The organism is Acinetobacter sp. YH12126 (genome assembly GCF_013418745.1).
In the GTDB taxonomy this organism is placed as follows: Bacteria; Pseudomonadota; Gammaproteobacteria; order Pseudomonadales; family Moraxellaceae; genus Acinetobacter; species Acinetobacter amyesii.
In genome coordinates this window covers 19,250-41,852 of sequence record NZ_VPBM01000013.1, presented here as the reverse complement: position 1 = coordinate 41,852, position 22,603 = coordinate 19,250, and the positions used below count along the sequence as shown (strand labels likewise).

At 39.4% G+C, this 22,603-nt stretch carries 24 protein-coding genes and 1 tRNA gene; 12 read left to right on the top strand and 13 right to left on the bottom strand.

Annotated elements, in window-relative coordinates; all coding sequences use genetic code 11:
* Window positions 1-178 precede the first annotated feature (178 nt).
* Window positions 179-361: a hypothetical protein gene (locus FTU62_RS10825; protein ID WP_168377709.1), complete on the top strand. Its 183-nt coding sequence runs from the start codon at window positions 179-181 to the stop codon at window positions 359-361.
* A gap of 120 nt (window positions 362-481) precedes the next feature.
* On the top strand, window positions 482-691 hold the full coding sequence (locus tag FTU62_RS10820) for an acyl-CoA thioesterase (protein ID WP_180102649.1): 210 nt from the start codon (window positions 482-484) through the stop codon (window positions 689-691).
* Between the two features lie 91 nt (window positions 692-782).
* Here FTU62_RS10820 and FTU62_RS10815 read toward each other — a convergent pair whose 3' ends face one another.
* Together FTU62_RS10815 and FTU62_RS10810 are read right to left on the bottom strand one after the other, a co-directional pair.
* Window positions 783-950: a hypothetical protein gene (locus FTU62_RS10815; protein WP_180059061.1), complete on the bottom strand. Its 168-nt coding sequence runs from the start codon at window positions 948-950 to the stop codon at window positions 783-785.
* A 313-nt stretch (window positions 951-1,263) separates the two neighbouring features.
* Window positions 1,264-1,638 (bottom strand): hypothetical protein, encoded by a 375-nt coding sequence (locus FTU62_RS10810; protein WP_180102648.1) that lies wholly within the window; start codon window positions 1,636-1,638, stop codon window positions 1,264-1,266.
* Window positions 1,639-2,112: 474 nt separating this feature from the next.
* Between FTU62_RS10810 and dusB the strand changes: the two genes are divergently transcribed.
* Complete coding sequence (gene dusB, locus FTU62_RS10805) at window positions 2,113-3,117, top strand: tRNA dihydrouridine synthase DusB (RefSeq protein WP_373886363.1); 1,005 nt, start codon at window positions 2,113-2,115, stop codon at window positions 3,115-3,117.
* A 187-nt stretch (window positions 3,118-3,304) separates the two neighbouring features.
* Here dusB and FTU62_RS10800 read toward each other — a convergent pair whose 3' ends face one another.
* A complete protein-coding gene (locus tag FTU62_RS10800) occupies window positions 3,305-4,348 on the bottom strand; it encodes a nitronate monooxygenase family protein (RefSeq protein WP_180102646.1) in 1,044 nt (347 codons plus the stop codon).
* Window positions 4,349-4,562: 214 nt separating this feature from the next.
* On the opposite strand from FTU62_RS10800, the gene FTU62_RS10795 reads away from it, so the two are divergent.
* The 3 genes from FTU62_RS10795 to FTU62_RS10785 all read left to right on the top strand — a co-directional run bounded on the left by FTU62_RS10795 (window position 4,563) and on the right by FTU62_RS10785 (window position 7,198).
* Window positions 4,563-5,822, top strand: a complete 1,260-nt coding sequence (locus tag FTU62_RS10795) for a putative DNA modification/repair radical SAM protein (protein ID WP_078193581.1) — start codon at window positions 4,563-4,565, stop codon at window positions 5,820-5,822.
* A gap of 9 nt (window positions 5,823-5,831) precedes the next feature.
* The gene (locus FTU62_RS10790; RefSeq protein WP_180084275.1) at window positions 5,832-6,611 is read left to right on the top strand and encodes a TIGR03915 family putative DNA repair protein; all 780 of its coding nucleotides are present in this window, start codon (window positions 5,832-5,834) and stop codon (window positions 6,609-6,611) included.
* A gap of 65 nt (window positions 6,612-6,676) precedes the next feature.
* Window positions 6,677-7,198: a hypothetical protein gene (locus tag FTU62_RS10785; protein ID WP_180040071.1), complete on the top strand. Its 522-nt coding sequence runs from the start codon at window positions 6,677-6,679 to the stop codon at window positions 7,196-7,198.
* 38 nt (window positions 7,199-7,236) lie between these two features.
* On the opposite strand, the gene FTU62_RS10780 is transcribed toward FTU62_RS10785, so the two are convergent.
* The 5 genes from FTU62_RS10780 to metK all read right to left on the bottom strand — a co-directional run bounded on the left by FTU62_RS10780 (window position 7,237) and on the right by metK (window position 11,705).
* Entirely contained in the window at window positions 7,237-8,448 is a 1,212-nt protein-coding gene (locus tag FTU62_RS10780; protein WP_180102645.1) for a YeeE/YedE family protein, read from the bottom strand.
* Between the two features lie 136 nt (window positions 8,449-8,584).
* On the bottom strand, window positions 8,585-9,286 hold the full coding sequence (locus FTU62_RS10775; protein ID WP_180094277.1) for a VIT family protein: 702 nt from the start codon (window positions 9,284-9,286) through the stop codon (window positions 8,585-8,587).
* A 146-nt stretch (window positions 9,287-9,432) separates the two neighbouring features.
* Window positions 9,433-9,777: a hypothetical protein gene (locus FTU62_RS10770; RefSeq protein ID WP_078193577.1), complete on the bottom strand. Its 345-nt coding sequence runs from the start codon at window positions 9,775-9,777 to the stop codon at window positions 9,433-9,435.
* 151 nt (window positions 9,778-9,928) lie between these two features.
* Window positions 9,929-10,369: an SMI1/KNR4 family protein gene (locus tag FTU62_RS10765; RefSeq protein WP_180102644.1), complete on the bottom strand. Its 441-nt coding sequence runs from the start codon at window positions 10,367-10,369 to the stop codon at window positions 9,929-9,931.
* Window positions 10,370-10,538: 169 nt separating this feature from the next.
* Window positions 10,539-11,705 (bottom strand): methionine adenosyltransferase, encoded by a 1,167-nt coding sequence (gene metK / locus FTU62_RS10760; RefSeq protein WP_078188779.1) that lies wholly within the window; start codon window positions 11,703-11,705, stop codon window positions 10,539-10,541.
* Between the two features lie 445 nt (window positions 11,706-12,150).
* Here metK and FTU62_RS10755 point away from each other — a divergent pair, with 445 nt between their 5' ends.
* From FTU62_RS10755 to FTU62_RS10740, 4 genes are all read left to right on the top strand, one after another.
* Window positions 12,151-12,576, top strand: a complete 426-nt coding sequence (locus FTU62_RS10755; RefSeq protein ID WP_180102643.1) for a pilin — start codon at window positions 12,151-12,153, stop codon at window positions 12,574-12,576.
* A 462-nt stretch (window positions 12,577-13,038) separates the two neighbouring features.
* Complete coding sequence (gene tkt / locus FTU62_RS10750) at window positions 13,039-15,027, top strand: transketolase (protein WP_180102642.1); 1,989 nt, start codon at window positions 13,039-13,041, stop codon at window positions 15,025-15,027.
* Window positions 15,028-15,210: 183 nt separating this feature from the next.
* Window positions 15,211-15,426 carry a hypothetical protein gene (locus FTU62_RS10745; RefSeq protein WP_078188774.1) on the top strand — a complete coding sequence of 72 codons (216 nt, stop codon included), beginning with the start codon at window positions 15,211-15,213 and terminating at the stop codon, window positions 15,424-15,426.
* A 187-nt stretch (window positions 15,427-15,613) separates the two neighbouring features.
* Entirely contained in the window at window positions 15,614-16,057 is a 444-nt protein-coding gene (locus FTU62_RS10740; protein WP_227591806.1) for an N-acetyltransferase, read from the top strand.
* Between the two features lie 65 nt (window positions 16,058-16,122).
* Here the strand turns inward: FTU62_RS10740 and FTU62_RS17430 are convergent, their stop codons facing one another.
* Window positions 16,123-16,638 carry a nuclear transport factor 2 family protein gene (locus FTU62_RS17430; RefSeq protein ID WP_257223181.1) on the bottom strand — a complete coding sequence of 172 codons (516 nt, stop codon included), beginning with the start codon at window positions 16,636-16,638 and terminating at the stop codon, window positions 16,123-16,125.
* Between the two features lie 286 nt (window positions 16,639-16,924).
* Here FTU62_RS17430 and FTU62_RS10730 point away from each other — a divergent pair, with 286 nt between their 5' ends.
* Complete coding sequence (locus tag FTU62_RS10730; protein ID WP_078188771.1) at window positions 16,925-17,521, top strand: YceI family protein; 597 nt, start codon at window positions 16,925-16,927, stop codon at window positions 17,519-17,521.
* Between the two features lie 81 nt (window positions 17,522-17,602).
* On the opposite strand, the gene FTU62_RS10725 is transcribed toward FTU62_RS10730, so the two are convergent.
* A complete protein-coding gene (locus FTU62_RS10725; RefSeq protein WP_078193572.1) occupies window positions 17,603-18,232 on the bottom strand; it encodes a LysE family transporter in 630 nt (209 codons plus the stop codon).
* 66 nt (window positions 18,233-18,298) lie between these two features.
* Complete coding sequence (locus FTU62_RS10720) at window positions 18,299-19,006, bottom strand: glutamine amidotransferase (RefSeq protein WP_180102641.1); 708 nt, start codon at window positions 19,004-19,006, stop codon at window positions 18,299-18,301.
* Between the two features lie 417 nt (window positions 19,007-19,423).
* Here FTU62_RS10720 and FTU62_RS10715 point away from each other — a divergent pair, with 417 nt between their 5' ends.
* Window positions 19,424-19,699: a hypothetical protein gene (locus FTU62_RS10715; RefSeq protein WP_078193570.1), complete on the top strand. Its 276-nt coding sequence runs from the start codon at window positions 19,424-19,426 to the stop codon at window positions 19,697-19,699.
* 88 nt (window positions 19,700-19,787) lie between these two features.
* Here the strand turns inward: FTU62_RS10715 and FTU62_RS10710 are convergent, their stop codons facing one another.
* The gene (locus FTU62_RS10710; RefSeq protein ID WP_180102640.1) at window positions 19,788-21,887 is read right to left on the bottom strand and encodes a TonB-dependent siderophore receptor; all 2,100 of its coding nucleotides are present in this window, start codon (window positions 21,885-21,887) and stop codon (window positions 19,788-19,790) included.
* Between the two features lie 628 nt (window positions 21,888-22,515).
* Window positions 22,516-22,591, bottom strand: a tRNA-Gly gene (locus FTU62_RS10705).
* Between the last annotated feature and the right edge of the window lie 12 nt (window positions 22,592-22,603).

Sequence of the window (22,603 nt, the reverse complement as noted above, 5' to 3'; positions counted from 1 at the left end):
GACTGTCAATCTATTTATGGAGATCTACACGTGTAGAAACAAGCAGTTTGGTTGGGATGATTGGAAAAAGAATGCTTTTTGAGCTAAATAGATGAATATTCCAATATCATTTTCAACAGATTATAAAAAATGCAGGTATATACTAGCTGAAATCCATAAATTTTTTAAGGGGATTATTATGCCAGCTAAATTTTTCAGTCGTTTCTTGGGTTTGATTGCGTTAGTTATGGTATTGGGGGCAATCATTATTAACTTTGTTGTGGCTAAACCGATGGTGGAATATTGGATCTTACTCTTACTACCTTGTTTTGCCGTTCCAATTTTAACCTCAGTGATGATCACGAAGGATGAAAATCTTTAACATCATCGTTCAGTAAATCTATTTTTCAATCCAATAGATGAACACTAATCAGTCTTTGCAAAAAGCTCACATCGGGTGGGCTTTTTTGTTGATGTGTCCAAAGTCTTTTATACTGTGCAAATGAGAAATTTAAAAAGCCAGCACAAATTAACGGTATCAACCGTGATTTGGTCAACGGAACAAGATGCCGTGTTGATCGAACATGCAGATTTAGCTATGTCTGAATTAATCCAGCGCTTGGGATTTAGTGAAGAAGACATTTTACAAAGAAAAGAAGTATTAGGTTTAAACCGGCGGGCACGTCAAATTCAACGTTTATATTTTAAATAATTGAAATCAAATTCATTGAAAGCTGCGACAGATCTAAAATGTCTGTGAATTTAAAAACCCACAATCTGTGGGCTTTAAAATTTTTGCTCAATTATTTTGCAACAGCTTCAGAAGCAGGAGCCGCTTCAGTTGCATCTTGAGCAACTTCAGTTGTTTGAGCTTCAGATGCAGCAGCTTCAACTTTTTGTTCTTCAGCAGCAAATGTAGTTGCAGCAGCAGAGATAAGTGTAGCGAAAAGTACTTTGTTTAAAGTTTTCATGATTCAATCTTCTGTCTATTTTTGGAAAAAACAACTTAATGTATTAATCATGATAAAAGTGTAATTAAAATGAGTTGTTATGTGTCTAGATTGTCAACATTTGCGAAAAACTTATCAAAATAAATCAATAGTTTGAAATCCATTACAAAATAATATGTGTCATTCAAATGTCGTTTAATATTTGAAAGGCTTTAAAAAGAAAAACCCGAATAAATCGGGAAGTGTATTTTACATTGTTATTACAGCGAAACTTACACACTTTTCGCTTAATAACAATTTATCGCTGAAATATGACGCCATGATGAAAGGGAGATTATTCAGCAGGGCATTCAATTTTGAGTTTTTCTTTGTAATAGTCCTGTGCAATCTTCAAATCATTTAACATTTTATCTTGAGTATAATCTTGGGCTGCGAGTTTGAGCATGGCAGGCATATAGTTGGTTTTATATTCATGAGGGTAGTCATGACATAAGACTTGGGTTTTTTCCTTGATCGATGTACTTTGAGCATCTAAAACATCAAGGTATTGACTGATTTGCGCATCTGACTGCTCAAATTGTTGAGTCGCTTGTTCCGTTGTTAAATCAGCGTTTTGACTTTCAGCTGCAGCTACCTCGTCATTCGGTTGTTGGCAGGCAGTCAATATGGTAGCGAAAAATATAAAAGAGAGAATTTTCAATTTTTTCATAAAGTTCAACTCACTGATGTGAATTTATAGATTTAAGTTTTCAATGATTTTAGCAGTATCCCGCTATAGTAACACCTGTACAGGCAGATCTGCTGAAAGTCTGATGTTGAATCGATAGTGTGTTAGCTAGAAGGTATATGCATAACTTTCAACGACTCTTAAGCAAAAGCGTAGAAATTTTTGTTTGGAATTACTAAACTATCGCATTGCAAATTTGCCGTCCAATTCCGAAGCTTCAAATTCCTCAATTTAAGCGTTGAACGATGTTGATGTTCATTGTCATCATTCAATTGCATAATCATTGCCATGAAACGTTTTTACGCTCAACTGATTTTGCGAACATAGATTTGAATTTAGCATTGTAAAAGTGGCTTGGAAGATTTCGAATGTGGTTCGCGCATCATTTGCTAAATATAGCTAGAGGTTAAAACATTGAGTCAACATCCTGTCATTCAAGAATTATTCGATCGTCCCATCGAGAGAAAACTGTGGGTGGCACCTATGGCAGGGGTTACAGATCGCCCATTTCGTACCCTTTGCAAATACTTTGGCGCAGGTCATGCTGTCAGTGAAATGATGACGGCAGATAAGACCTTACGCATGAGTAAAAAGAGTCTTTATCGTGCCAATTTTGATGGTGAAATAGCGCCTATTTCTGCTCAAATTGCAGGGTCAGATCCAGCTGAACTGGCTGAAGCTGCACGCTATCAAGTGGCAAATGGTGCGCAAATTGTCGACATTAATATGGGGTGTCCAGCGAAGAAAGTCTGTAATAAATTGGCAGGTTCAGCGCTACTCAAAGATGAAGACTTGGTGGCTCGTATTTTAGATGCTGTGGTCGAAGCAGTTGATGTGCCTGTGACCTTAAAAACCCGTTTGGGCTATCTCAATGGCCATGAAAACATTATGCGCGTTGCGAAACGTGCCGAAGAAGCAGGGATTGCTGCATTGGCGCTTCATGGTCGTACACGTGAAGATATGTATCTGAATACGGCGCGTTATAGCTTAATTAAAGATGTGAAATCGTTGATCAATATTCCTGTGATTGCCAATGGTGATATTGATACACCTAAAAAAGCCAAATATGTACTGGATTATACCGGTGCCGATGCAGTCATGATTGGCCGTGCAGCTCAAGGTCGCCCATGGATATTCCGTGAAATTGGACATTACCTGACGACAGGTGAGCATATGGCGGCACCAAGTATTATGGAAGTTCGTGACGTATTGCTTGGACACTTGTCTGAATTATATGGTTTTTATGGTGAATATTCAGGTTGTCGAATTTCACGCAAGCATATTGCTTGGTACACCAAAGGTTTACGTTCTAGTAATGAGTTCCGCCAAAATATGTATAAAGTTGAATCTACAGCAGATCAATATAAAGTCGTCGAGAACTATTTTAATCACTTACTTGATCATGGTCAGATCATGAGTGATGTTCAAGTTGATCAGGTTAATTTGCTTGAAACCAAGTAACTGAAAGCCAAACGAAATAGATATGTCCAATTCGATACAAAGTAGGTCGACTTAAATTAGCTGGATTTATTGAAATAGATTAAAACTAATTTATTTTAAATGATTTGAAATCAGTATCTAATAAAAAGCCCTCGTTTTAGAGGGCTTTTTTAGGCATTCATGTTTGAATGATGCGTAGAGCTAAGTTTTAGTTGAAGCGCATTTCTAAAACCAATTGATTGATCAAGTCAGGTGCTTCCAATTCACGTATTTGAGAGACGTTGGTTCCCGCCCAAAAAGCACCATATTCATGTATACCATGCTTGCTAGCAGCGGCATGTAATTGTTTGCCTAAATCATAGCTATATGGGTAAGCCGGAACGGTCGGGCGTGTTGGTGTGTCAATATCTGTGTGCCAGTTATTGATAATGCCACGAGCAGGGCGGCCTGAAATACTTGATGTAATCTGCGTGATGGGTGCATCAAATAATGCTTTGCGATAAGCTTCATTTGCATTTGATGTTTTGCATTGCACAAAAGCAGTGCCCAATTGAACAGCATCTGCACCCAACTCCATAATTTGATAGGCCTGATGTCCATTCATAATACCACCAGCCGCAACGACTGGACATTGAATATGGCGTTTCAAGAGCTGAACCAAGTCACGTGTCTTAACGCTACTATCAAAGTTTTCATTGAAAGTGCCACGGTGACCACCAGCTTCAATACCTTGAGCAATCACTATATCAATGCCTGCAGCTTCGATCAGTTTAGCTTCTGCTAAGTTGGTTGCAGAAACTAGAGTCAAAATACCCGCTTGTTTCAAGGCTTGGATTTGATGTGGATGTGGAATACCAAAATGGAAGCTTACCGCTTTAGGGTGCGTTTCCAGTAAGAGGTTTAGAAAATGGTCATTGTCTTTAAAGCTTGGATAAATACAGTTCAGTGCTTCTGGAGCTTCTGCATTATATTGAGCAAAGCGTGATTTAAATTGCATGATCCATTTGGCAGCAACTTGTTCATCGAGTTCTACTGTGTCATGACAAAAAAAATTGACCTGAAAAGGTTGTTCAGTGAGTTCTTGAGTTTGTAATATTTGTTGACGTGCATTCTCAACACTGCTTGCACCTAAACCCAGTGAACCAAGTCCACCTTGATTTGACACTTCTGCAGCAAGTTCAGGTGTAGAAACACCTGCCATTGGGGCAAGAAATATAGGGTGTTTGATGCCAAGTTTTTCTAATAAAGTCATGTGCATACTCCAATCACTCTAAATACTTTGCCCAAGCGAGTGAAATTAAGCAAATAATATTCGTTATTTCATATCAAAATGGTCTTTTGCTTACACGAAAGTTGTACTTGAAATTAAGCGACACCTCGTGTCGTAGTAATGATGTATGACCCGACTTTTGAGGTGGATCCTTTTAAAATGATGCTGTATTCACTTTAAATTTTATAATTCTCCCATGTCTGAACGTATCCGTGAAAAACTGCAAATTTTAGCCGATGCTGCCAAATATGATGTCTCATGTTCTTCGAGTGGTAGTAAGCGCCAAAATAAAGACAAAGGTCTGGGTAATACTGGAAACGGTATTTGCCATAGCTATACAGAAGATGGCCGCTGCGTTTCGTTATTAAAAATTCTATTTTCCAATGTCTGTATTTTTGACTGCGCATATTGTGTGTCCCGTCGAAGTAACGACGTAAAGCGCGCAGCATTTACGGTACAGGAAGTGGTCGATTTGACCATGAATTTTTATCGTCGGAACTATATTGAGGGGCTATTTTTAAGTTCGGGGATTTTTAAATCGGCGGATTACACCATGGAACGTATGTTGCAGGTGGTAAAAAAACTGCGTTTAGAAGAAAATTTTAATGGTTATATTCATCTGAAGACCATTCCGGGGGCATCTCAGGAAATCATTACCGAAGCAGGTTTATATGTCGACCGTATGAGCATTAATTTAGAAATGCCGACAGAAGATGGTTTAAAAAAATTTGCACCTGAAAAAAGTCATGTTGAAGTCCAAAAAGACTTAGGTATCGTGCGAGATCGTTTGATTCAATTCAAAGATGAACGAAAAATAATACGTACAGTCCCTAAATTTGTACCCGCAGGACAAACGACGCAAATGGTGGTGGGCGCACATCAAGAGTCTGACCGTGATGTAATACTGATGGCAGACCGTCATTACAAAGAGTTTAAGCTCAAGCGTGTGTATTACTCAGGTTATATTCCCATTAATGAAGAGGAGCGTGCGCTGCCAGCTGTGGGGTCTGCGCCACCTTTATTACGAGAAAATCGGCTGTATCAAAGTGACTGGTTAATGCGTTTTTATGGATTTGAAGCGACAGAGTTGGTCGATGAAGAACATCCAAATTTAGAATTGGACATTGACCCTAAATTAGCGTGGGCACTGCGTCATCCCGAGCAATTTCCCGTGGATATCAATCGTGCTGAATATCAAATGATCTTACGTGTGCCGGGCATCGGTGTGCGTTCTGCTAAAAAAATTGTTCAAGCACGACGTTTTGGTAAAATTCATATCGACCAATTAAAACGTATGGGTATTTCCTACAACAGAGCACAACATTTTATACGATGTGAAGATTCACCCAAATTTATTCGTGAACAACAGCCTCATCAAATAAGACAGCAGATTTTGCAAAGTGGCCAGTCGAAATATACGCAGCAAATTTCTCCACAATTGAACTTCGGTTTTTAGGATACAGTCGTGAGTATTTATGTCTTTGATGGCACGATGACAGGATTGTTAAGTTGTGTTTTTCGGGCCTTTCAATTTAAGCAATTTGACATTCAGATTTGTACAGATGGGCAAGTGCAGGCAGGTCTTTTCGCCGAAGTCATTGATGTGGCTAGTCACGATGAACAAGCACAGCGGGTATGGCAAGGATTAAAGCTTAAAGCATCTGAAAGTGCTTTGAAGCAGTTTTATTATGCGTTTTTATCCGAGCAGCAGCAGGCTTTTCAACATTGTTTTAATTTTGCGATTTATGTGTTCCAGCAACAGCGTGATGTGTCTAAAAACTATGGTCATGCTGATGTATTAGGGATGAGTCAGTGGGCGAAGCAAGTGGGGCGTGAAAAGCACCGAATGGAAGCTTTTGTGCGTTTTAAAAAATGTCAGGATGGCTTGTTTATCAGTTTAGTCTCACCTGACTTTAATGTATTGCCTTTGATCGAACGGCATTTTAAATCACGCTATCAAGATCAACGTTGGCTGATTTACGATGAAAAACGCAATTATGGCATTTATTATGATTTAAAACAGGTGCATCAAGTGGATATGGATGCCACAACCATAGATAGGCAAATACAATCAGGCCATAGTCAATCCTTTAATATCGAACTGGATGATGATGAGGTTTTGTATGATCAGCTTTGGAAAGATTATTTTAGAAGTGTCAATATTGAAGCCCGACGTAATATGAAATTACATGTGCAGTATGTGCCACGTCGTTATTGGCGTTATATGAATGAGAAAGCGATTTAATTTCAAATCATTTGAAGAATTTCGAGCATAATGATTGCGCTTTTGATTGTTTAAGTGAGACTTTGATGAAATTATTTCTTGTTACGACCATTCTGACGACAATGGCATTAACGGCGTGTTCTGCAAATGAACAAGAAAAGAAAACATTCAATCCAAAAAGTTATCAAGTTGCCGATACAGCGGGATTACAACAACGCTTTGAACAATTAAATCAAACTCTAGCAGCCGATTTTAGTCAACTAAAAAAAGTAGAAAGTATGGCTTTTTCAGATCAATCCGCTTTAGATGTTCAGAACTTAAAAACTTTAAATCAGCATTTTGTTGCTAATACCGCTTTAAAAAGCTCCAAAATTGCCTATTGCGAAGTAATGAATCATTATTTTTCTGAAATGTATCATCTCGGACATGTGAACTTAGCCTTGGTGAAAGACGTTAAACTGCCAAATGCCGCAAACGAAGATTTGAGTCAGGTATTTGCGAATGCAGACCAATTTTATGATTTTATTATCAACCGCTATACCACATATAAACAGGCACAAGAAACCATGCAATATGGTTGTAATCTAAAAGCCGCACTAGCAGATTAAAAAAAAGCCCCTCAATGAGGGGCTTTTATTTACAGAAATTAGCAGCCTGTTAACTTTTCCGGTTGTGGACGTTCGCCAGGGAAGAAGATTGGACGTAGTTTGACGCCAATACCGTTCCCAATGAAGGCAAATACTAACCATAACCAACCGTGTAAACTACCTGAAGCAATACCGCTGAAATACGCTCCAATGTTACAGCCGTATGCTAAACGTGCGCCATAACCTAACATCAAACCACCGATCACAGCCGCTAGCAGTGAACGTTTTGGAATATTAAAGTTCGGTGCAAATTTGCCTGCTAGGCTCGCTGCAAGTAATGCACCGAGCATGATGCCGAAATTCATCATCGACGTGATATCAAACCATAATGACTCGGTCAGTGCTTTTGCATTTGCAGGTTGCTGCCAATATGCCCAAGATGCAACATCGATCCCTATGATACTTGCTGATTTTGCGGCCCAAACGGCTAAGGCAGAGGTCACGCCCCAAGGACGGCCCGCAAGTGCGAGTGTGGCAAAGTTCAGTAAAGTCAGGATAATTCCACCCCAAACCAATGGCCATGGACCACGTAGAAAGCGTTTCCAGCCGTGTTGGTTAGCTTGCGGCTCTACTTCAAGCTGACCATGGCGTTTCTTTTCAAAGTAAACTGTTGCTGCGGCAATCAATGCAAAGAGCACAAAGTTTAAAACCAGTGCAGGGACTACACCAAAGCTTTTGACTAAAGAAATCGGTTCAAAGTGGGGAAGGTCAAACCACCATTGAATATGTGAAGTTGCAATCAATGAACCTGTACAGAAGAAGATCAGCGTTACAATCATACGTGCGCTACCTGCGCCCACAGTATACAGGGTCCCTGATGCACAGCCGCCGCCAAGTTGCATACCAATACCAAAAATAAAGGCACCGATCATCACGGACATTGAAACAGGATTAACGTTACCTTTGACTGGGTTGCCAAATAATTCACCCGCACCTAAAGCAGGGAAGAAGAGCAATACAGCCAAAGCCAACATGATCATTTGTGCACGCAAGCCACGACCACGGCGTTCTTTAATGAAGACACGCCAACTCGAGGTAAAACCAAAAGATGCGTGATAAAGGGTCATACCCAAAGCACCACCAATTAAAAATAGCAATGCTTGGTTAACGCCCACAACCAGATAAGCACCAATGGTGCCTAAAATTAATAAAACAAAAGCCACCCAAATCGATACATTGGATCGATTGGCTGGCGCAGCAATAACAGACATGGAGAAAAAAAGCTTAAAAAATGTAGCTCTATTTTACGGTTTTTATATATTGTAAAAATGAATATTGTTGAAAAATCACACAATCATTGCTGCGTATAATTGATTTAACATATATAAAAAACTGATAAAGCGAGCGTTAAACTGGATTTACATTAAATAAAGAACCAATCCAACTAGAAAAAAGCATGGCTGCAATGCCCCAAAGCGCAACACGTAGACTGCCTTTCAACATAGAAGTGCCAGCTGCATAACTGGCTAAAGCACCGAGGAGTGCTAGGGAAATCACGCCAACGGCCATAACAGTTTTTTCAATATGCATGTCAGCACTGATCAAGATCGCAACCATCGGAAATAGTGCGCCAATTGAAAATGCTAAAGCCGATGAGAGTGCTGCTTGAACGGGTTTTGCTGCGGTATTGTCATGGATTCCAATTTCATCTCGTGCATGGGCCTCTAGTGCATCATGGGCCGTCAATTGGACTGCGACTTCATGGGCCAGTTGTGGTTCTAAACCACGTTGAATATAAATTTGGGTAAGTTCTTTAAGTTCTAGCTCAGGGTTCTTTTGTAGTTCCTTATGCTCCATGTGAAGATCTGCTTTTTCGACGTCTTCTTGAGATTTCACAGAGATATATTCGCCAGCCGCCATAGAGGTTGCACCAGAGATGAGTCCTGCAATGCATGTAATGAGTAAGGTATGGCTAGAAGCACCACTTGCAGCCATGCCCATAATTAAACTAGTGACGGAGATAATGCCATCATTTGCACCGAGTACAGATGCACGTAGCCAACCCGTACGTTCCATAAAATGTTTTTCGGCATGATGTGAGTAAGACATTATTTTCTCTAAATTTGTTATTTATATGACCTCATAAGATTGACCTGACATCGGTTAAATTTCAAGTTAAAAATAGATTGAAACAGTAAGTTGAATAAAATACAGATGTAAAAAAAGCACCCGAAGGTGCTTTTTTTATAAAATGCTTATTGCTGCGCTTTTTCTTTCACGTCAGCTGCACCTTGTTCAACAGCACCTGCTGTTGCAGCAGTTGCGTCTTTAGCTGCTTCTTTGGCATTGTGTGCAGCAGCTTCAGCATTTTCTGCAGCATTTTCGGCTGCTGTCGCAGTTGCAGTTGCAGCATTATCAACAGCAGTCGCTGTCGCAGTTGCCGCATCTGAAGTTGCATCTGCGATGTCATGGCCTGCTTGGTCAGCAGCGTTTTCTAAGTGTTCACCAGTTGTTGCACCTGTTTCTGGCGCTTTGTCTTTATTACAGCCAACAAGTGCAACAGTTGCAGCCAAACCTAAAGCAACAAGTAATTTATTCATTTTGATCTTTCCTTTTTTTGTTATGCCCGTAGCATGGGCTGAATTTATATTAGCTGAAAAAATATTCAAAAATCGATCAAAAATTGTTGATTTAGTGTAATTTTATCCAGCTTATTTTGTAGTTTAAAAGGCTTTATATCTGCTTATAACGTTAAGGGTTTTGACTAAATAATTCTTCAATTGAAGTCACAAGTAGATAGATAAATTCACTGTCATCATGGCGCCATAAATATATTTCTTCCCCCAATTGTGTATCGTCTACCGTACGCATCAATAAATAATCGCCATCGCCGTTATGTGCAATAGCAATGCTGTTTTCAGGGAAGTCTTCAATTTCACTGATGGATTGATGTTCAGCGGCTAGATGATTCATCGTACGCTTTATTCTTTTCACATCGCTGGTGTCTTGGAAGGGAAAAAGCCACCATGCTTCGATGTCATCACCATCTTTAAATTCATCCGCGCTAGAAAAGCTAATGCCGAATTCGCCACCATTTTCAATTTGCATTTTGACTTTATATTTTTCTGGAAACTTAAATCCTAATTGTTCTTCAGTTGCAGTAATAAATTTTAAGTCTAATGGAAAGGGCATGATGTTGTTCTTAAATTATTTTGGTGTTTTATGAATAAGCTAGGCGTAAATTTTAGTCAATATTTTTTACACTCGTTATTTTTATCCTAGATGTTTTAGTTATGGACATACGGGCCATAAAAAAGCCTGCAATCAATGCAGGCTTTTTTGGGAAATTAATCTATTAAGATTAAAGACCAGCAGATGCTTTAAGCGCTTCCACTTTGTCAGTTTTTTCCCATGTAAATGCGGTATCAGAACCTTCACGACCAAAGTGACCATACGCAGCAGTTTGTTGGTACATCGGTTGGATTAAGTTCAACATACGAGTAATACCGTATGGACGTAAGTCAAAGTGTTCACGTACAAGTGCAATAATCAAATCTTCAGATACTTTTGCAGTATTGAATGTGTTGATCGAGATAGATGTTGGTTCTGCAACACCAATCGCATAAGACACTTGAATTTCACATTTGTCAGCTAGACCAGCAGCCACAATGTTTTTAGCAACATAACGGCCTGCATAAGCAGCAGAACGGTCCACTTTTGATGGATCTTTACCAGAGAACGCACCACCACCGTGACGAGCCATACCACCGTAAGTATCTACAATGATTTTACGGCCTGTTAAACCACAGTCGCCTACAGGGCCGCCAATCACGAACATACCTGTTGGGTTGATGTGGAATTTAGTGTCTGCATGGAACATTTCAGCAGGAATCACTTTTTTCACGATTTCTTCAATTACCGCTTCTTTCAATTGAGCTTGAGTAATTTTTGGATCGTGCTGAGTCGAAAGTACAACTGCGTCTAAGCGAACTGGCATGCCGTTTTCATAAGCAAATGTTACTTGGCTTTTTGCATCAGGACGTAACCAAGCAAGTTTGCCTTGTTTACGTAGTTCAGCTTGTTTTTCCATTAAGCGATGCGCATATGAAATAGGTGCTGGCATAAGCACATCAGTTTCACGGCTTGCATATCCAAACATTAAACCTTGGTCGCCTGCACCTTGATCTTCAGGTTTTTGACGGTCTACACCTTGAGCAATTTCAGGTGATTGTTTACCGATCATGTTGATCACGGCACAAGTTGAGCCATCAAAGCCAAGATCTGAATGATGATATCCGATACCATTTACGGTATTACGAACAATCGCTTCAAAGTCAACATTTGCAGTTGTTGTGATTTCACCGGCAAGTACAACCGCACCCGTTTTTACAAGCGTTTCACAAGCAACCCGTGCATATGGGTCTTCTTTTAAGATTGCATCCAAAATAGCATCACTGATTTGGTCAGCCATTTTATCCGGATGGCCTTCGCTTACAGATTCCGAGGTAAATACAGCGTACTCGCGCATAAGTCCTATCACAGTTAAATTTAAAGACGCAATATGTTACATCGAGAAAGCGTTTAGGACTAGCTTAACATGACCAAATTGGATGAAATTAATTCATTTCAATGACTTTTTAATTGATATAGGCATCTAAAAAATTGATATGAGCAATGGATTTCTCAATTTAATTTTTTATGATGAGATAAAACTGAGATATTTTGTTTTGGCACAAGCAACAATGTGATTAGGCGTTAAAATGCCTAAAGTGGCATTTTAAGTGAATTAATTATAAGAAAAAATCAAATCAATATCCTGAGATTTATCAATAATGAATGTCATGAACTGCCAGAATATGACTGTAAACGACAATTATTCGTTTAATTTGAAAAAATAAAACACAATAAGTGTGGGATTTTGAGACTTGGTACGCAAATTGCCTATTTGTCATTACGTTGAATGGGGAAACGTAATGAAACAGTCTGGTTTTACACTCATTGAAATCATGATGGTAGTGGCAATTATCGGCATTTTGGCTGCAATTGCTACTGTATCTTACAATGGCTATGTCGCTCGAGCGCAAGTGGCTGAAGTTTTAACAATGATTTCATCCTATAAATTGAAACTGATTGAAAATTATTCAGCAGAACAAAGTTGCATAGATTTGAATACAGCGCTGAATAAAAGTATCAGTACCAAATATATTGCGAGTAGTGAAATTACTGATGTGGCAGGAACGTGTTCAGTGGTTTTTACGTTTAAATCAACAGATGTCAATTTTGCTCTTCGCTCAAAGCAGATCTATTTTAGTATTCCAGATGGTTTAAATGGTGCTTGGAATTGTCATTCGGATGATATTTCGCAGCGAAATTTACCTGCTACATGTCGTGGGATCTAAAGTATTGAATGTGAAACCGTGAGTATATTGGATTAGTGCTGATTTCACAGGGATGAGTATGCTCTTAGAGTTTCACAAACATTCATAGGTTTCTTTATTGAATATATTTCATATTTCTATTGGCTATTTATCTGGATCGGCTTTGGCTGCTATTTTATTCACGATTTCCATTCGATGTATCGGACTTTTATCAGTTATAAAGCATTTGCTTTCTTTACAAAACTCTAAATATGCATTGCGCTGTCATTGATTCGCCATATAAAAGGATCACTGTATACAAAATAAACGACATGCATGGGCTTGAAATTGAGCAATAAGCGCCCAAAATACAGGTGGTACAGGAATAATTAGCGAAAATTTGCCCCTGAGGCTTTACCCATTCCGCTTTTTTTAAGACAATATGCGCATCTTTGAATTCTTATTCATCTTACTCTTTTAAACCATTTGTTTGGACTCTGACCTATGACAACCCCGCTTAACGAACGTCGTATTGCAAACGCAATTCGTGTATTGGCAATGGATGCTGTGCAAAAAGCAAATTCAGGACATCCAGGTGCTCCAATGGGGATGGCAGATATTGCTGATGTGGTATGGCGTGAATTCCTCAACCACAACCCTGCAAACCCACAATGGGCAAACCGTGACCGTTTCGTATTGTCAAACGGCCATGGCTCTATGCTGCAATATGCGTTATTGCACTTAACAGGTTATGACCTTTCAATTGAAGATTTGAAATCTTTCCGTCAATTGCATTCTAAAACGCCAGGTCACCCAGAATTGGGCTATGCACCGGGTATCGAAACAACGACTGGTCCATTGGGTCAAGGTATTGCAAACGCTGTAGGTTTTGCACTTGCTGAAAAAACTTTAGCGGCTCAATTCAACAAAGAAGACATCACAGTTGTAGATCACAACACTTACTGTTTCTTAGGTGATGGCTGTTTAATGGAAGGTGTTTCTCACGAAGCATGTTCATTGGCTGGTACTTTGGGTCTAGGTAAATTAGTTGTTTACTACGATGACAACGGCATCTCGATTGACGGTGAAGTAGAAGGCTGGTTCTCTGATGATACAGAACAGCGTTTCCTTGCATACGGCTGGCAAGTACTTAAAGTTGACGGCCATGATGCAGACGCAATCCGTGCGGCAACTGTTGAAGCAAAATCTGAAACTGCGAAACCAACCTTAATTATCTGTAAAACCATTATTGGTTTAGGTTCACCAAACAAACAAGGTAAAGAAGATTGCCACGGTGCGCCGCTTGGTAATGACGAAATCGCTTTGACTCGTGAAGCTTTAGGCTGGACTGAAGGTCCATTTGAAATTCCTGCTGATGTTTATGCAGCTTGGGATGCAAAAGCCAAAGGTACTGCTTCTGAATCTGCTTGGAACGACACATTTGCTGCTTATGCTGCTAAATATCCAGCAGAAGCAGCTGAACTAAAACGTCGTCTTTCTGGTGACCTTCCTGCTGACTTCGCAGCAAAAGCGGATGCTTATATTGCTGAAGTAAATGCTAAAGCTGAAACAATCGCTACTCGTAAAGCTAGCCAAAATGCCATTCAAGCATTTGCACCACAGCTTCCAGAAATTCTAGGTGGTTCTGCTGACCTTGCAGGCTCTAACCTGACTTTATGGAAAGGCGCAGAAGGCGTTGAATCTAACCCAGCGGGTAACTACGTTCATTACGGCGTACGTGAATTCGGTATGACTGCGATTGCTAACGGTGTTGCACTTCATGGCGGTTTCGTTCCTTATGTAGCAACATTCCTGATGTTTATGGAATATGCGCGTAATGCAGTACGTATGTCTGCATTGATGAAACAGCGTGTGATTCATGTGTATACCCATGACTCAATTGGTCTAGGTGAAGATGGTCCTACACACCAACCTGTAGAGCAAATTGCATCTTTACGTGGTACACCAAATCTGAACACTTGGCGTCCATGTGACACTGTAGAAGCGTCTATTTCTTGGAAATCTGCGCTGCTTCGTTCAGAAGGCCCTACAGCATTAATCTTCTCTCGTCAAAACTTGCCATTCCAAACTCGTACAGCAGATCAAATTGCTGACGTTGCGAAAGGCGGTTATGTACTTGCAAAAGAAAAAGGCGAATTGAAAGCAATCATTATTGCGACTGGTTCAGAAGTTTCATTGGCAATGGATGCTTACGCACAGCTTGACGGCGTACGTGTTGTTTCTATGCCATGTGCTGAAGAATTCGTAAAACAAGACGCTGCTTACCGTGAAGCGGTTCTTCCTGCTGCGATCCGTGCGCGTGTTGCTGTTGAAGCTGCGCATGTGGACTACTGGTGGAAATTTGTAGGTCTTGATGGCCGTGTAATCGGTATGACGACTTACGGTGAATCTGCTCCAGCAAAAGACTTGTACAAACACTTCGGTATCACAGCTGATGCTGTTGTTGCTGCAGTGAAAGAAATTACCGCTTAATCTATAAAGATTAACAGTAAAAAAGACGCCCCAGAGAAGGGGCGTTTTTTATTGCAGAGATTAAATATATTTTTTAATTGTGAAATAACGATTTGTAACGAATGAATTAAAGCATTGGTTTAAAATTAATTCATTCATGCAGTATTCAGCCACGGGTGCAATGTTGCCCCAAGTGAGGAAACGATGAGCCTTTACGATCAGATAAATGATGAAATTGTACTGATGGATGCTGGTGAACAGAAATGGATAGGCACGGACTTAGAGCTTGAAGCCATGGTTGCAGTAGAATTGATGTTGCAAGATTTGCAAGAAGACAAAGTGATTAAGATTCGCCGTAAGAACCATGAAAAGCATACAGGTTTAAAGCAGGTAGATCGGATCTTGGTTGAAAAGCTATAAGCTGAATGGTTAAAAAGTCCGAATCTTCGGGCTTTTTATTTGTCTATTGTATTTATAAAACAGATAAGAAAACGTTCTTTCAAGACTCATCATGTTTAAAAAGAGCGCATAAAATACAGTGTTTTCAACACAAAAAGCTTTATTTCAGTTATAAAAATCCAGTGATCATTTAAAAAAGACATTGAACGTGCAAATACAAATTAAAAATTTAACTGAAATTTCAAAAAGCCAATGGCAGCCGCTCTGGGAGCTGTATTTAGAATTTTATAAAAGTCAGGTGGCGGATGCAGTGACCGAGCGAACATGGCAAAGGTTACATGCTGCTGAGTGCGAACATATGTATGGCTTTGCAGCCGTAATTGAACATCAAGTGGTTGGGATCGTGCATGTCATTGAACATGAGAGCTGCTGGACATTGCAGCCTTATGCCTATTTGCAAGATTTATATACGCTTGAAGAATATCGCGGGCAGGGTATTGGCAAGGCGCTGATCGCGAAAGTGAAAGAATATTGTGATCAGCGGCAGTGTGACCGTGTGTATTGGCTTACGCATCAGGACAATGAAACAGCACAAAAGCTGTATGATCAAATCGCGAGAAAAACTGGGTTTATCCAATATCGCTGTCATTAACTTAATGTAAAAGGCCATTCCAAATCAACAGCAGCTCTTGCGTGAAGAGCTGCTGCATCTAAGTATTAAGCTGAAACTTTAAAGTTTTTAGCTGAGTCTGCATCTTGCTGAATGATCCATTCTCCGCCTACGCGGAAAGATGATGCTGAGGCATAGGTATCTTCCATGAATTGGAAATAGCTGATTAAACCATTTTGAACTTTGGCTTTGATTGAAAAAGGCGAGGTAAATGTATTTTTAGCATACACTGAGGTGTAGGTGAATTGACCAAATACAGCTACGGTTTCATCTTCAGCGATCATATCCGTGATTTGAAAGTCATCGATATTCCAGTAAGTGCCGACATAGGCAAAGGTATATATATAAATGTCTCTACCTGTGCCAGACCCAGCCCATGGCTCAATTTGTTTCAGTTCTGGGTTGCTAAAGTTAAGGGAAACATATGCTGCGTCTTCGGCTACCAGTAGTTGAGTTGCATTTTCAATGAGTTCTTTTGAAGTATTCATAAGAAATGCCAAAACCACATCTTTGGGTGTTTTAGTGTTTAAGGCTTTTTCAATAGCCAGCGATTGTTCTGTCATTTTTCGGTACTCAGATTTTTATGATGTCTAAAAATCTTAAGTGGATTTGTATTGAAAACCTACGACTCAGATGGGTTGATGTTTCCTAAATTTAGGATAAATAGCTCATAGCCTAAATTAATTATTTGAAATATATGGGAAATTTAATAATTGAGAGTAGTTGTGGATGCTGCTACAGATTTTACAAAACTATCGTTCTAAACATGCAACAAAACGTTTTATCTTTAAAGCTGTAATACGGCTAAAAATCTATAGACTTAATGGTATTCGAAAGTGAGATAAAAACATGAACTTTAAAGCATTAACAATCGGTTTGGCGGTAGCATCAGTTACAACAATTTCTATGGCAAAACCTGTTGCCTATCAAATTGATCCTACTCATACAGCAACAGTATTTACTTGGAATCATTTTGGTTTCTCAACGCCTTCTGCAAACTTTAGTGACATTCAAGGGACAATCAATGTCGATAATGCAAAACCTGCAAATTCGTCTGTGAATGTGACGATTCCATTATCGAGCTTAAATACCAATGTCAAAGCATTAGATGATCATTTAAAAACAGCTGATTTCTTTGATGCTGAAAAATATCCAAATATCACGTTTAAAAGTACAAAAGTTCAAGCGATCAGCAAAACTAAATACAAAATTACGGGTGATTTAACAGTTAAAAATGTGACTAAACCAGTGGTATTGGACGCTGTATTGAACAAGCAAGCCGTTCATCCAATGACTAAGGCTGAAACGATTGGTTTCAATGCAACGACTTCTTTTGATCGTTCAGCATTTGGTGTCGGTGCATATGTACCAAATGTAGGCGACAAAATTACGGTAAATATTACGACTGAAGCCGCTGTGTCTACAGCAAAGGCAGCAGCGAAATAAGATTTAGCTTCCTCAGCTAAGTTAGGAAAGCACCCATTAGGGTGCTTTTTTATGTCTCGTAGATGAGTATTTGATGAGTGGTCAATCGCGATTGAGCAGCAATAGGCAGCCAAAACTGATGAAAATTCCACCGGTAATGGCGTCAATTTTTTTACTAAATTTTTGATAGTAATGGGTCATTTTAGGTGTTGAGAATAAGACCGCAACCAATGCAAACCAAATCAAACTTTCAATAAAGACTAAAGCCAATAAAGAGCTTTGATCAAAAATGCTGACCTTTGCACTGATCCCAATGGAAAATACACTAGTGAAATAAACCAATGCTTTAGGATTGGCCATATTGGTCAAGAAACCTTGGAATAACAGCGTCAAAGGCGATTTTTTCTGTATGGCTTGCTCGGTTGGTTTTGTTATTGTGCCGAGGTCTTTACTCCACGCGGACTTTAATAACTGAGAACCTAAATATAAAAGATATAGACCACCCAAAATCATGAGGCATTGTTGTAACCAAGCCATTTTTTGAAATAGAAAATGTAAGCCACTTATTGCACAAATTGACCAAACTAAAATACTGAGTGATATACCTAATGCGGCAAATAATGCATGTGATCTGGATTGTCGAATAGCACTTTGAGTGACAAAAAAGAAGTCTGGGCCTGGGCTGATGAGAGCAAAAAAGTGGATGAGCGCAATGCTGAGTAAGGGAGTCATTCTAATGGCTTATACGTTTTGAAGTGCAACTGTTATAAGCCATTTAGCTTTAAATTAATAGCTGTTTTAAAGCTCAAGCTGTTGTAAGAATTGTTGCAAAATAAGGGGAGCAACACGTTCTAAATGAGGTGCATGTTGTTGGCTTTCCATGCGTAAATTTGGGATGTTAATTTGTGCTTTATGCAGTTCACATGTATGCCCAATTAGCCATTTTTCCATGGCCTGTGTTTCTGCTTCAATATGAAACTGTAGAGCTAGAATATTGGGCCCATAGCTAAACGCTTGATTTGGATAAATTGCTGAGCTGGCGAGTAACTGTGCATTTACAGGTAAATCAAAGGTATCACCATGCCAATGCAGTACAGGCACTTGATCTAATGGCGCTAATATATTGTGAGTAATATCATCAAGTTCTAAGTTGCTCCAACTGATTTCTTTGCTATGACCTGCATAAACTTTCGCTCCCAATGCATGCGCAATTAGCTGAGCACCTAAGCAAATGCCTAAAGTCGGTAAATTACTCTCTAAACGTACTTTAAGTAAGTCTATTTCTTTTTGTAGGAAAGGGTAGTCATTAGTTTCATAAACTCCGATCGGGCCGCCCAAAATGATGGTAAGCCCTGTATGTTGCATAGCTTTACTGAGGTCATCGATACCAGCTTCGAAGTATCTCACCCGATAACCCAGTTGATAAAATACATCTTCCAATGAACCCAAATCTTCAAATGCAAGGTGTTGAATGACGTAAATGGTTTCGTTTAATGCAGTACTCATAGGGATTTTTCAGGATTAAAATTTCAAAATAGAATGTAGCTTGAATTGTCGGAGATTAAAAAGGAAAACTGTAAATTTTTCACAATTGCGAAAAGAGATAAATATAGAAGTTGGCTGAAGCATATTTTTTTTCTTTGAATGATTAGGTTCGATCGTTGAACTTAGCATTTAAAACCTTTGTATTGTGAATTAGGGGATTCCCGAAAGGCTTTATTGGTAAAATTTATGAGAAAAAGTGCATGAAATTTTGATAAAGCTTTGGTTTGCTATAAAAAAAAGATGAAAAACCAATGGAAAAGCGTTTAGAGATGCGTATGATGAAATCTTCGACAAACAACAGTTCATTTTTCTTTTAATATCATCACATAATTAGATAACTGATTTTAAAAGTAAAAAAATATAAGCCAGGGAACTTGTATGCAGTCAAAACATAATCGAGATGCCAGTCTCTTGCATGCGATACATAAAATTTTATTGAAGGAATGGGACCCGTTAGGGATTCGCCGTATTCCTGCTTTACGTGATGAATATGATGATTATTTGCCCAATATTTTTAAATTAATTCAAGAGGATTCAAGTGAATCAGAAATTTTTGAATATTTATGGTGGGTTGAGCAAAAGGTCTTAGAGAAAAAAGGGCAGAAGGAACATACCCTAAAAATTGCGAAAATGTTGAAGGCAATTGAGCGCTAGTTTGCGGTCGTGTACGCATAAAAAAAACCGATACGTTGCTCGTATCGGTTTTTTATTTTGAATTTCTTAGCAGTCCCTTAGAAACGGTTTAGAATTTCTTTTCTAAGGTAAACATAAAGCTTGGAATGGCTTCATTAATACGAGATTGGTATAGCGCGCCAGAACTTTGTTCTTTTAACACTTCTTTATAATCTGAGCTGAGAATATTACGTGCATTGACCGATGCAGACCAATTTTGATCAAAGCGTTTAGTAAAACTCACATCCATGTTGACACGTTCATTGCTGGTGCGATTGTACGGTTCGTTACTCAGCGCACGTGTATATTCAGGGGTATAATTGAGGTTCACACTTGTTGCAATACGCCACGGTTGATAGTTATAAGATAAACCAGCACTTGCGGTATAAGGTGCAACATCACTTGCCAAACGGTCAGAGCCGTCAGTTTCTTCAATTTTTGCACGTACAGTTGAAAGTTGAGCATTCAACATAAATGAATGGCCATTCTCCGTTTGCTTCAGTGCATAGCGTCCAGAAATTTCCACACCATAGGTGGTTGCACTGTCTTGGTTATAAGGACGTTCGACAAAACGGCAATCGGTATTTCCTGTTTCACAACGACCGCCCGTAGCATTTTCTGACAGGATCGATTTTTCGATATAGTCATTAATTTCTCGATAATAGGCAGTGATATTTACACCGCCAGCAGGGGTGTTATAGCCTAAGGTTGTTTCGTAAGCATTAATAGTTTCAGGTCTTAGGTCAGGATTACCACCACGATCAGGGTTGTTTAGTGTCCCTGCATCGCTATCTGTAGAAACTGAAACCGTCGGCATTAATTGATTGCTACGTGGGTTTTTAAAAGCCTGACTCAAATTGGTTTGAAGTGACCATTGGTCATTAAAGTCAAAACGGTGTGCTAATACAGGACTTAAATGCTGATCTTGATAATCCACTAAACCTGAACGATCAATCCACTCTTGGCGTACACCTAAAGTTAAGGTTTGGCGCGGCGTATATTTCCAACTTCCTTCAACATAAGCAGCATACAATTGTTCATCTAAGGTCTCTGCAATATTGCTTTCAAGTTCATTGCTTCGTAGGTCGGTACCAAATTTTATTTGGCGTTTTGAGTCGAACTTGCGGACACCGTCGTAGCCTAAGCCATATTCATTAATTTGTTCATCAATATACGATTGAGAATCTCTGAATTCGGTCAATTCCGTTTCATTTTGCTGTTCGATTGATAAGCGAATTTTGTCGGAATTGCCTTGGTCTTTACGCTCATATCGTGTGTTGAGTCGAATACTGTCATTTTTATCTTTTTGGATTTGAGTGCCACTTGTGCCTTCGCTTTCATTGTTGCGATAAAACATTTCAGCGACCAGTTTTTGTTGATCATCAAGTTGATATTCAACACGTGGGGTTAACATTTGCGACGTACGATTGGTGATGCGTTTCTGGGTTTTCGTTCCTGTTGCATCTTGTGTACGGATGAGCGTATCTGAGTCATTCCACATTTGGCTCCCAGATAAACTATAGATCCAAGGGTCTGAACGACCATCCATTTGAAAGTTTAAATTAGTGCGTTCTTCTTCACGTGTATTTGACTTTGTTAGACCATAACCAGCACGTACAGATCCACTCAAACGCGTGCCATTCAATGGTTCTTTTAAAATAATGTTGATGACTGCAGAAGAAGCAACCGAGCCTTGAGCTACACTTGGTTGTTTGGTGATTTCAAGGCGTTCGATCATTTCCGGTGTAATGCTATCAACAACTGACATGCCACCACGAGGACCACCTTGTACAGGTTCACCATTGATTAAAAACACGGGTGCGCCACCACCACGAAAACGCATGCCGCCAGCACCTGCACCACCACGTGGACCACCGCCGGCACCGGGGAGTTGAAACCCTGCAGCACGGCGCAGCGCATCATTGATGGACTGATCGCCAAATTTCAACATTTCATCACGGCTTATAATGGTTTTTGCGACAGCACTGATATCTGGGTCTTTGGGCTTAGTGCTTGCTGTTGGAACTTCAAATGTTAAAGCTTCCATTTGCTGAACTGCTGCAGACTCTTGAGGATTTTGAACAGTATCTGCGGCCCAAATTGATGTTGAGATCGTAATTAATGCGTAACTTAAGCTGGTCAGTTTGAGTGTGGTGTGCGCGCCGTGCATTATTTGGTTGTCCAAATGTAATTTTGGCAAAGAATAACGGAAAATTATGGAGAAAAATTGAGGAAAATAACCAAGATGAGCATTTCATCAGATTATTTTTTAACAGGTAGGCGAAAGGTCATATTGCAATAAGGAAAGCCTTAATCTTTGAGAGGAAATTAAGGCTTATTAACGTCGCTACAATATAATAAATCACTGATGTTACACAGTAACATCAGAAGCGTACTTTGCTTCAAATAAAAATGATACACGTTCATGTCATCCGCAAGTGTTTGAGACAGGACGACTTTTAATCAAAAATGTTTTTGCGATACGTTGAATAGTTTGAGGGTAGTGAATGAGTCTTGTCAGTGAAGTCATTGCACCGCAAGATAGTTTCCTTGCGAAGCTTCGCATCTCACTTTACCAAATGAGAAACAACGTTTCGTAAGAGTACTTCCAGCCGAAGGCTAATCCCTGTATTCAATCCTTAAATGTAAGACTCTGTCGAATAGACTTAAATATTATTTCAAAAATGCGAAATGACTTTTATGTGTATAACATGAGTAAATACATCTAAAAATAAGCCTTTGAAGAAAAATTAAGACATAAAAAAACCCTCATCTTTCGATGAGGGTTTTTCGTATTCTGGAGCGGGAAAGGAGACTCGAACTCCCGACCCCAACCTTGGCAAGGTTATGCTCTACCAACTGAGCTATTCCCGCAATGAGGTGAAT

What these genes read in the sequence shown, in the direction of transcription:
- FTU62_RS10825 (WP_168377709.1), top strand. Translation starts at nt 179, where the DNA reads ATGCCAGCTAAATTTTTCAGTCGTTTCTTGGGTTTGATTGCGTTAGTT.
- FTU62_RS10820 (WP_180102649.1), top strand. Translation starts at nt 482, where the DNA reads ATGAGAAATTTAAAAAGCCAGCACAAATTAACGGTATCAACCGTGATT.
- FTU62_RS10815 (WP_180059061.1), bottom strand. Translation starts at nt 950, where the DNA reads ATGAAAACTTTAAACAAAGTACTTTTCGCTACACTTATCTCTGCTGCT.
- FTU62_RS10810 (WP_180102648.1), bottom strand. Translation starts at nt 1,638, where the DNA reads ATGAAAAAATTGAAAATTCTCTCTTTTATATTTTTCGCTACCATATTG.
- FTU62_RS10800 (WP_180102646.1), bottom strand. Translation starts at nt 4,348, where the DNA reads ATGACTTTATTAGAAAAACTTGGCATCAAACACCCTATATTTCTTGCC.
- FTU62_RS10795 (WP_078193581.1), top strand. Translation starts at nt 4,563, where the DNA reads ATGTCTGAACGTATCCGTGAAAAACTGCAAATTTTAGCCGATGCTGCC.
- FTU62_RS10785 (WP_180040071.1), top strand. Translation starts at nt 6,677, where the DNA reads ATGAAATTATTTCTTGTTACGACCATTCTGACGACAATGGCATTAACG.
- FTU62_RS10780 (WP_180102645.1), bottom strand. Translation starts at nt 8,448, where the DNA reads ATGTCTGTTATTGCTGCGCCAGCCAATCGATCCAATGTATCGATTTGG.
- FTU62_RS10775 (WP_180094277.1), bottom strand. Translation starts at nt 9,286, where the DNA reads ATGTCTTACTCACATCATGCCGAAAAACATTTTATGGAACGTACGGGT.
- FTU62_RS10770 (WP_078193577.1), bottom strand. Translation starts at nt 9,777, where the DNA reads ATGAATAAATTACTTGTTGCTTTAGGTTTGGCTGCAACTGTTGCACTT.
- FTU62_RS10765 (WP_180102644.1), bottom strand. Translation starts at nt 10,369, where the DNA reads ATGCCCTTTCCATTAGACTTAAAATTTATTACTGCAACTGAAGAACAA.
- metK (WP_078188779.1), bottom strand. Translation starts at nt 11,705, where the DNA reads ATGCGCGAGTACGCTGTATTTACCTCGGAATCTGTAAGCGAAGGCCAT.
- FTU62_RS10755 (WP_180102643.1), top strand. Translation starts at nt 12,151, where the DNA reads ATGAAACAGTCTGGTTTTACACTCATTGAAATCATGATGGTAGTGGCA.
- tkt (WP_180102642.1), top strand. Translation starts at nt 13,039, where the DNA reads ATGACAACCCCGCTTAACGAACGTCGTATTGCAAACGCAATTCGTGTA.
- FTU62_RS10745 (WP_078188774.1), top strand. Translation starts at nt 15,211, where the DNA reads ATGAGCCTTTACGATCAGATAAATGATGAAATTGTACTGATGGATGCT.
- FTU62_RS17430 (WP_257223181.1), bottom strand. Translation starts at nt 16,638, where the DNA reads ATGACAGAACAATCGCTGGCTATTGAAAAAGCCTTAAACACTAAAACA.
- FTU62_RS10730 (WP_078188771.1), top strand. Translation starts at nt 16,925, where the DNA reads ATGAACTTTAAAGCATTAACAATCGGTTTGGCGGTAGCATCAGTTACA.
- FTU62_RS10725 (WP_078193572.1), bottom strand. Translation starts at nt 18,232, where the DNA reads ATGACTCCCTTACTCAGCATTGCGCTCATCCACTTTTTTGCTCTCATC.
- FTU62_RS10720 (WP_180102641.1), bottom strand. Translation starts at nt 19,006, where the DNA reads ATGAGTACTGCATTAAACGAAACCATTTACGTCATTCAACACCTTGCA.
- FTU62_RS10715 (WP_078193570.1), top strand. Translation starts at nt 19,424, where the DNA reads ATGCAGTCAAAACATAATCGAGATGCCAGTCTCTTGCATGCGATACAT.
- FTU62_RS10710 (WP_180102640.1), bottom strand. Translation starts at nt 21,887, where the DNA reads ATGCACGGCGCGCACACCACACTCAAACTGACCAGCTTAAGTTACGCA.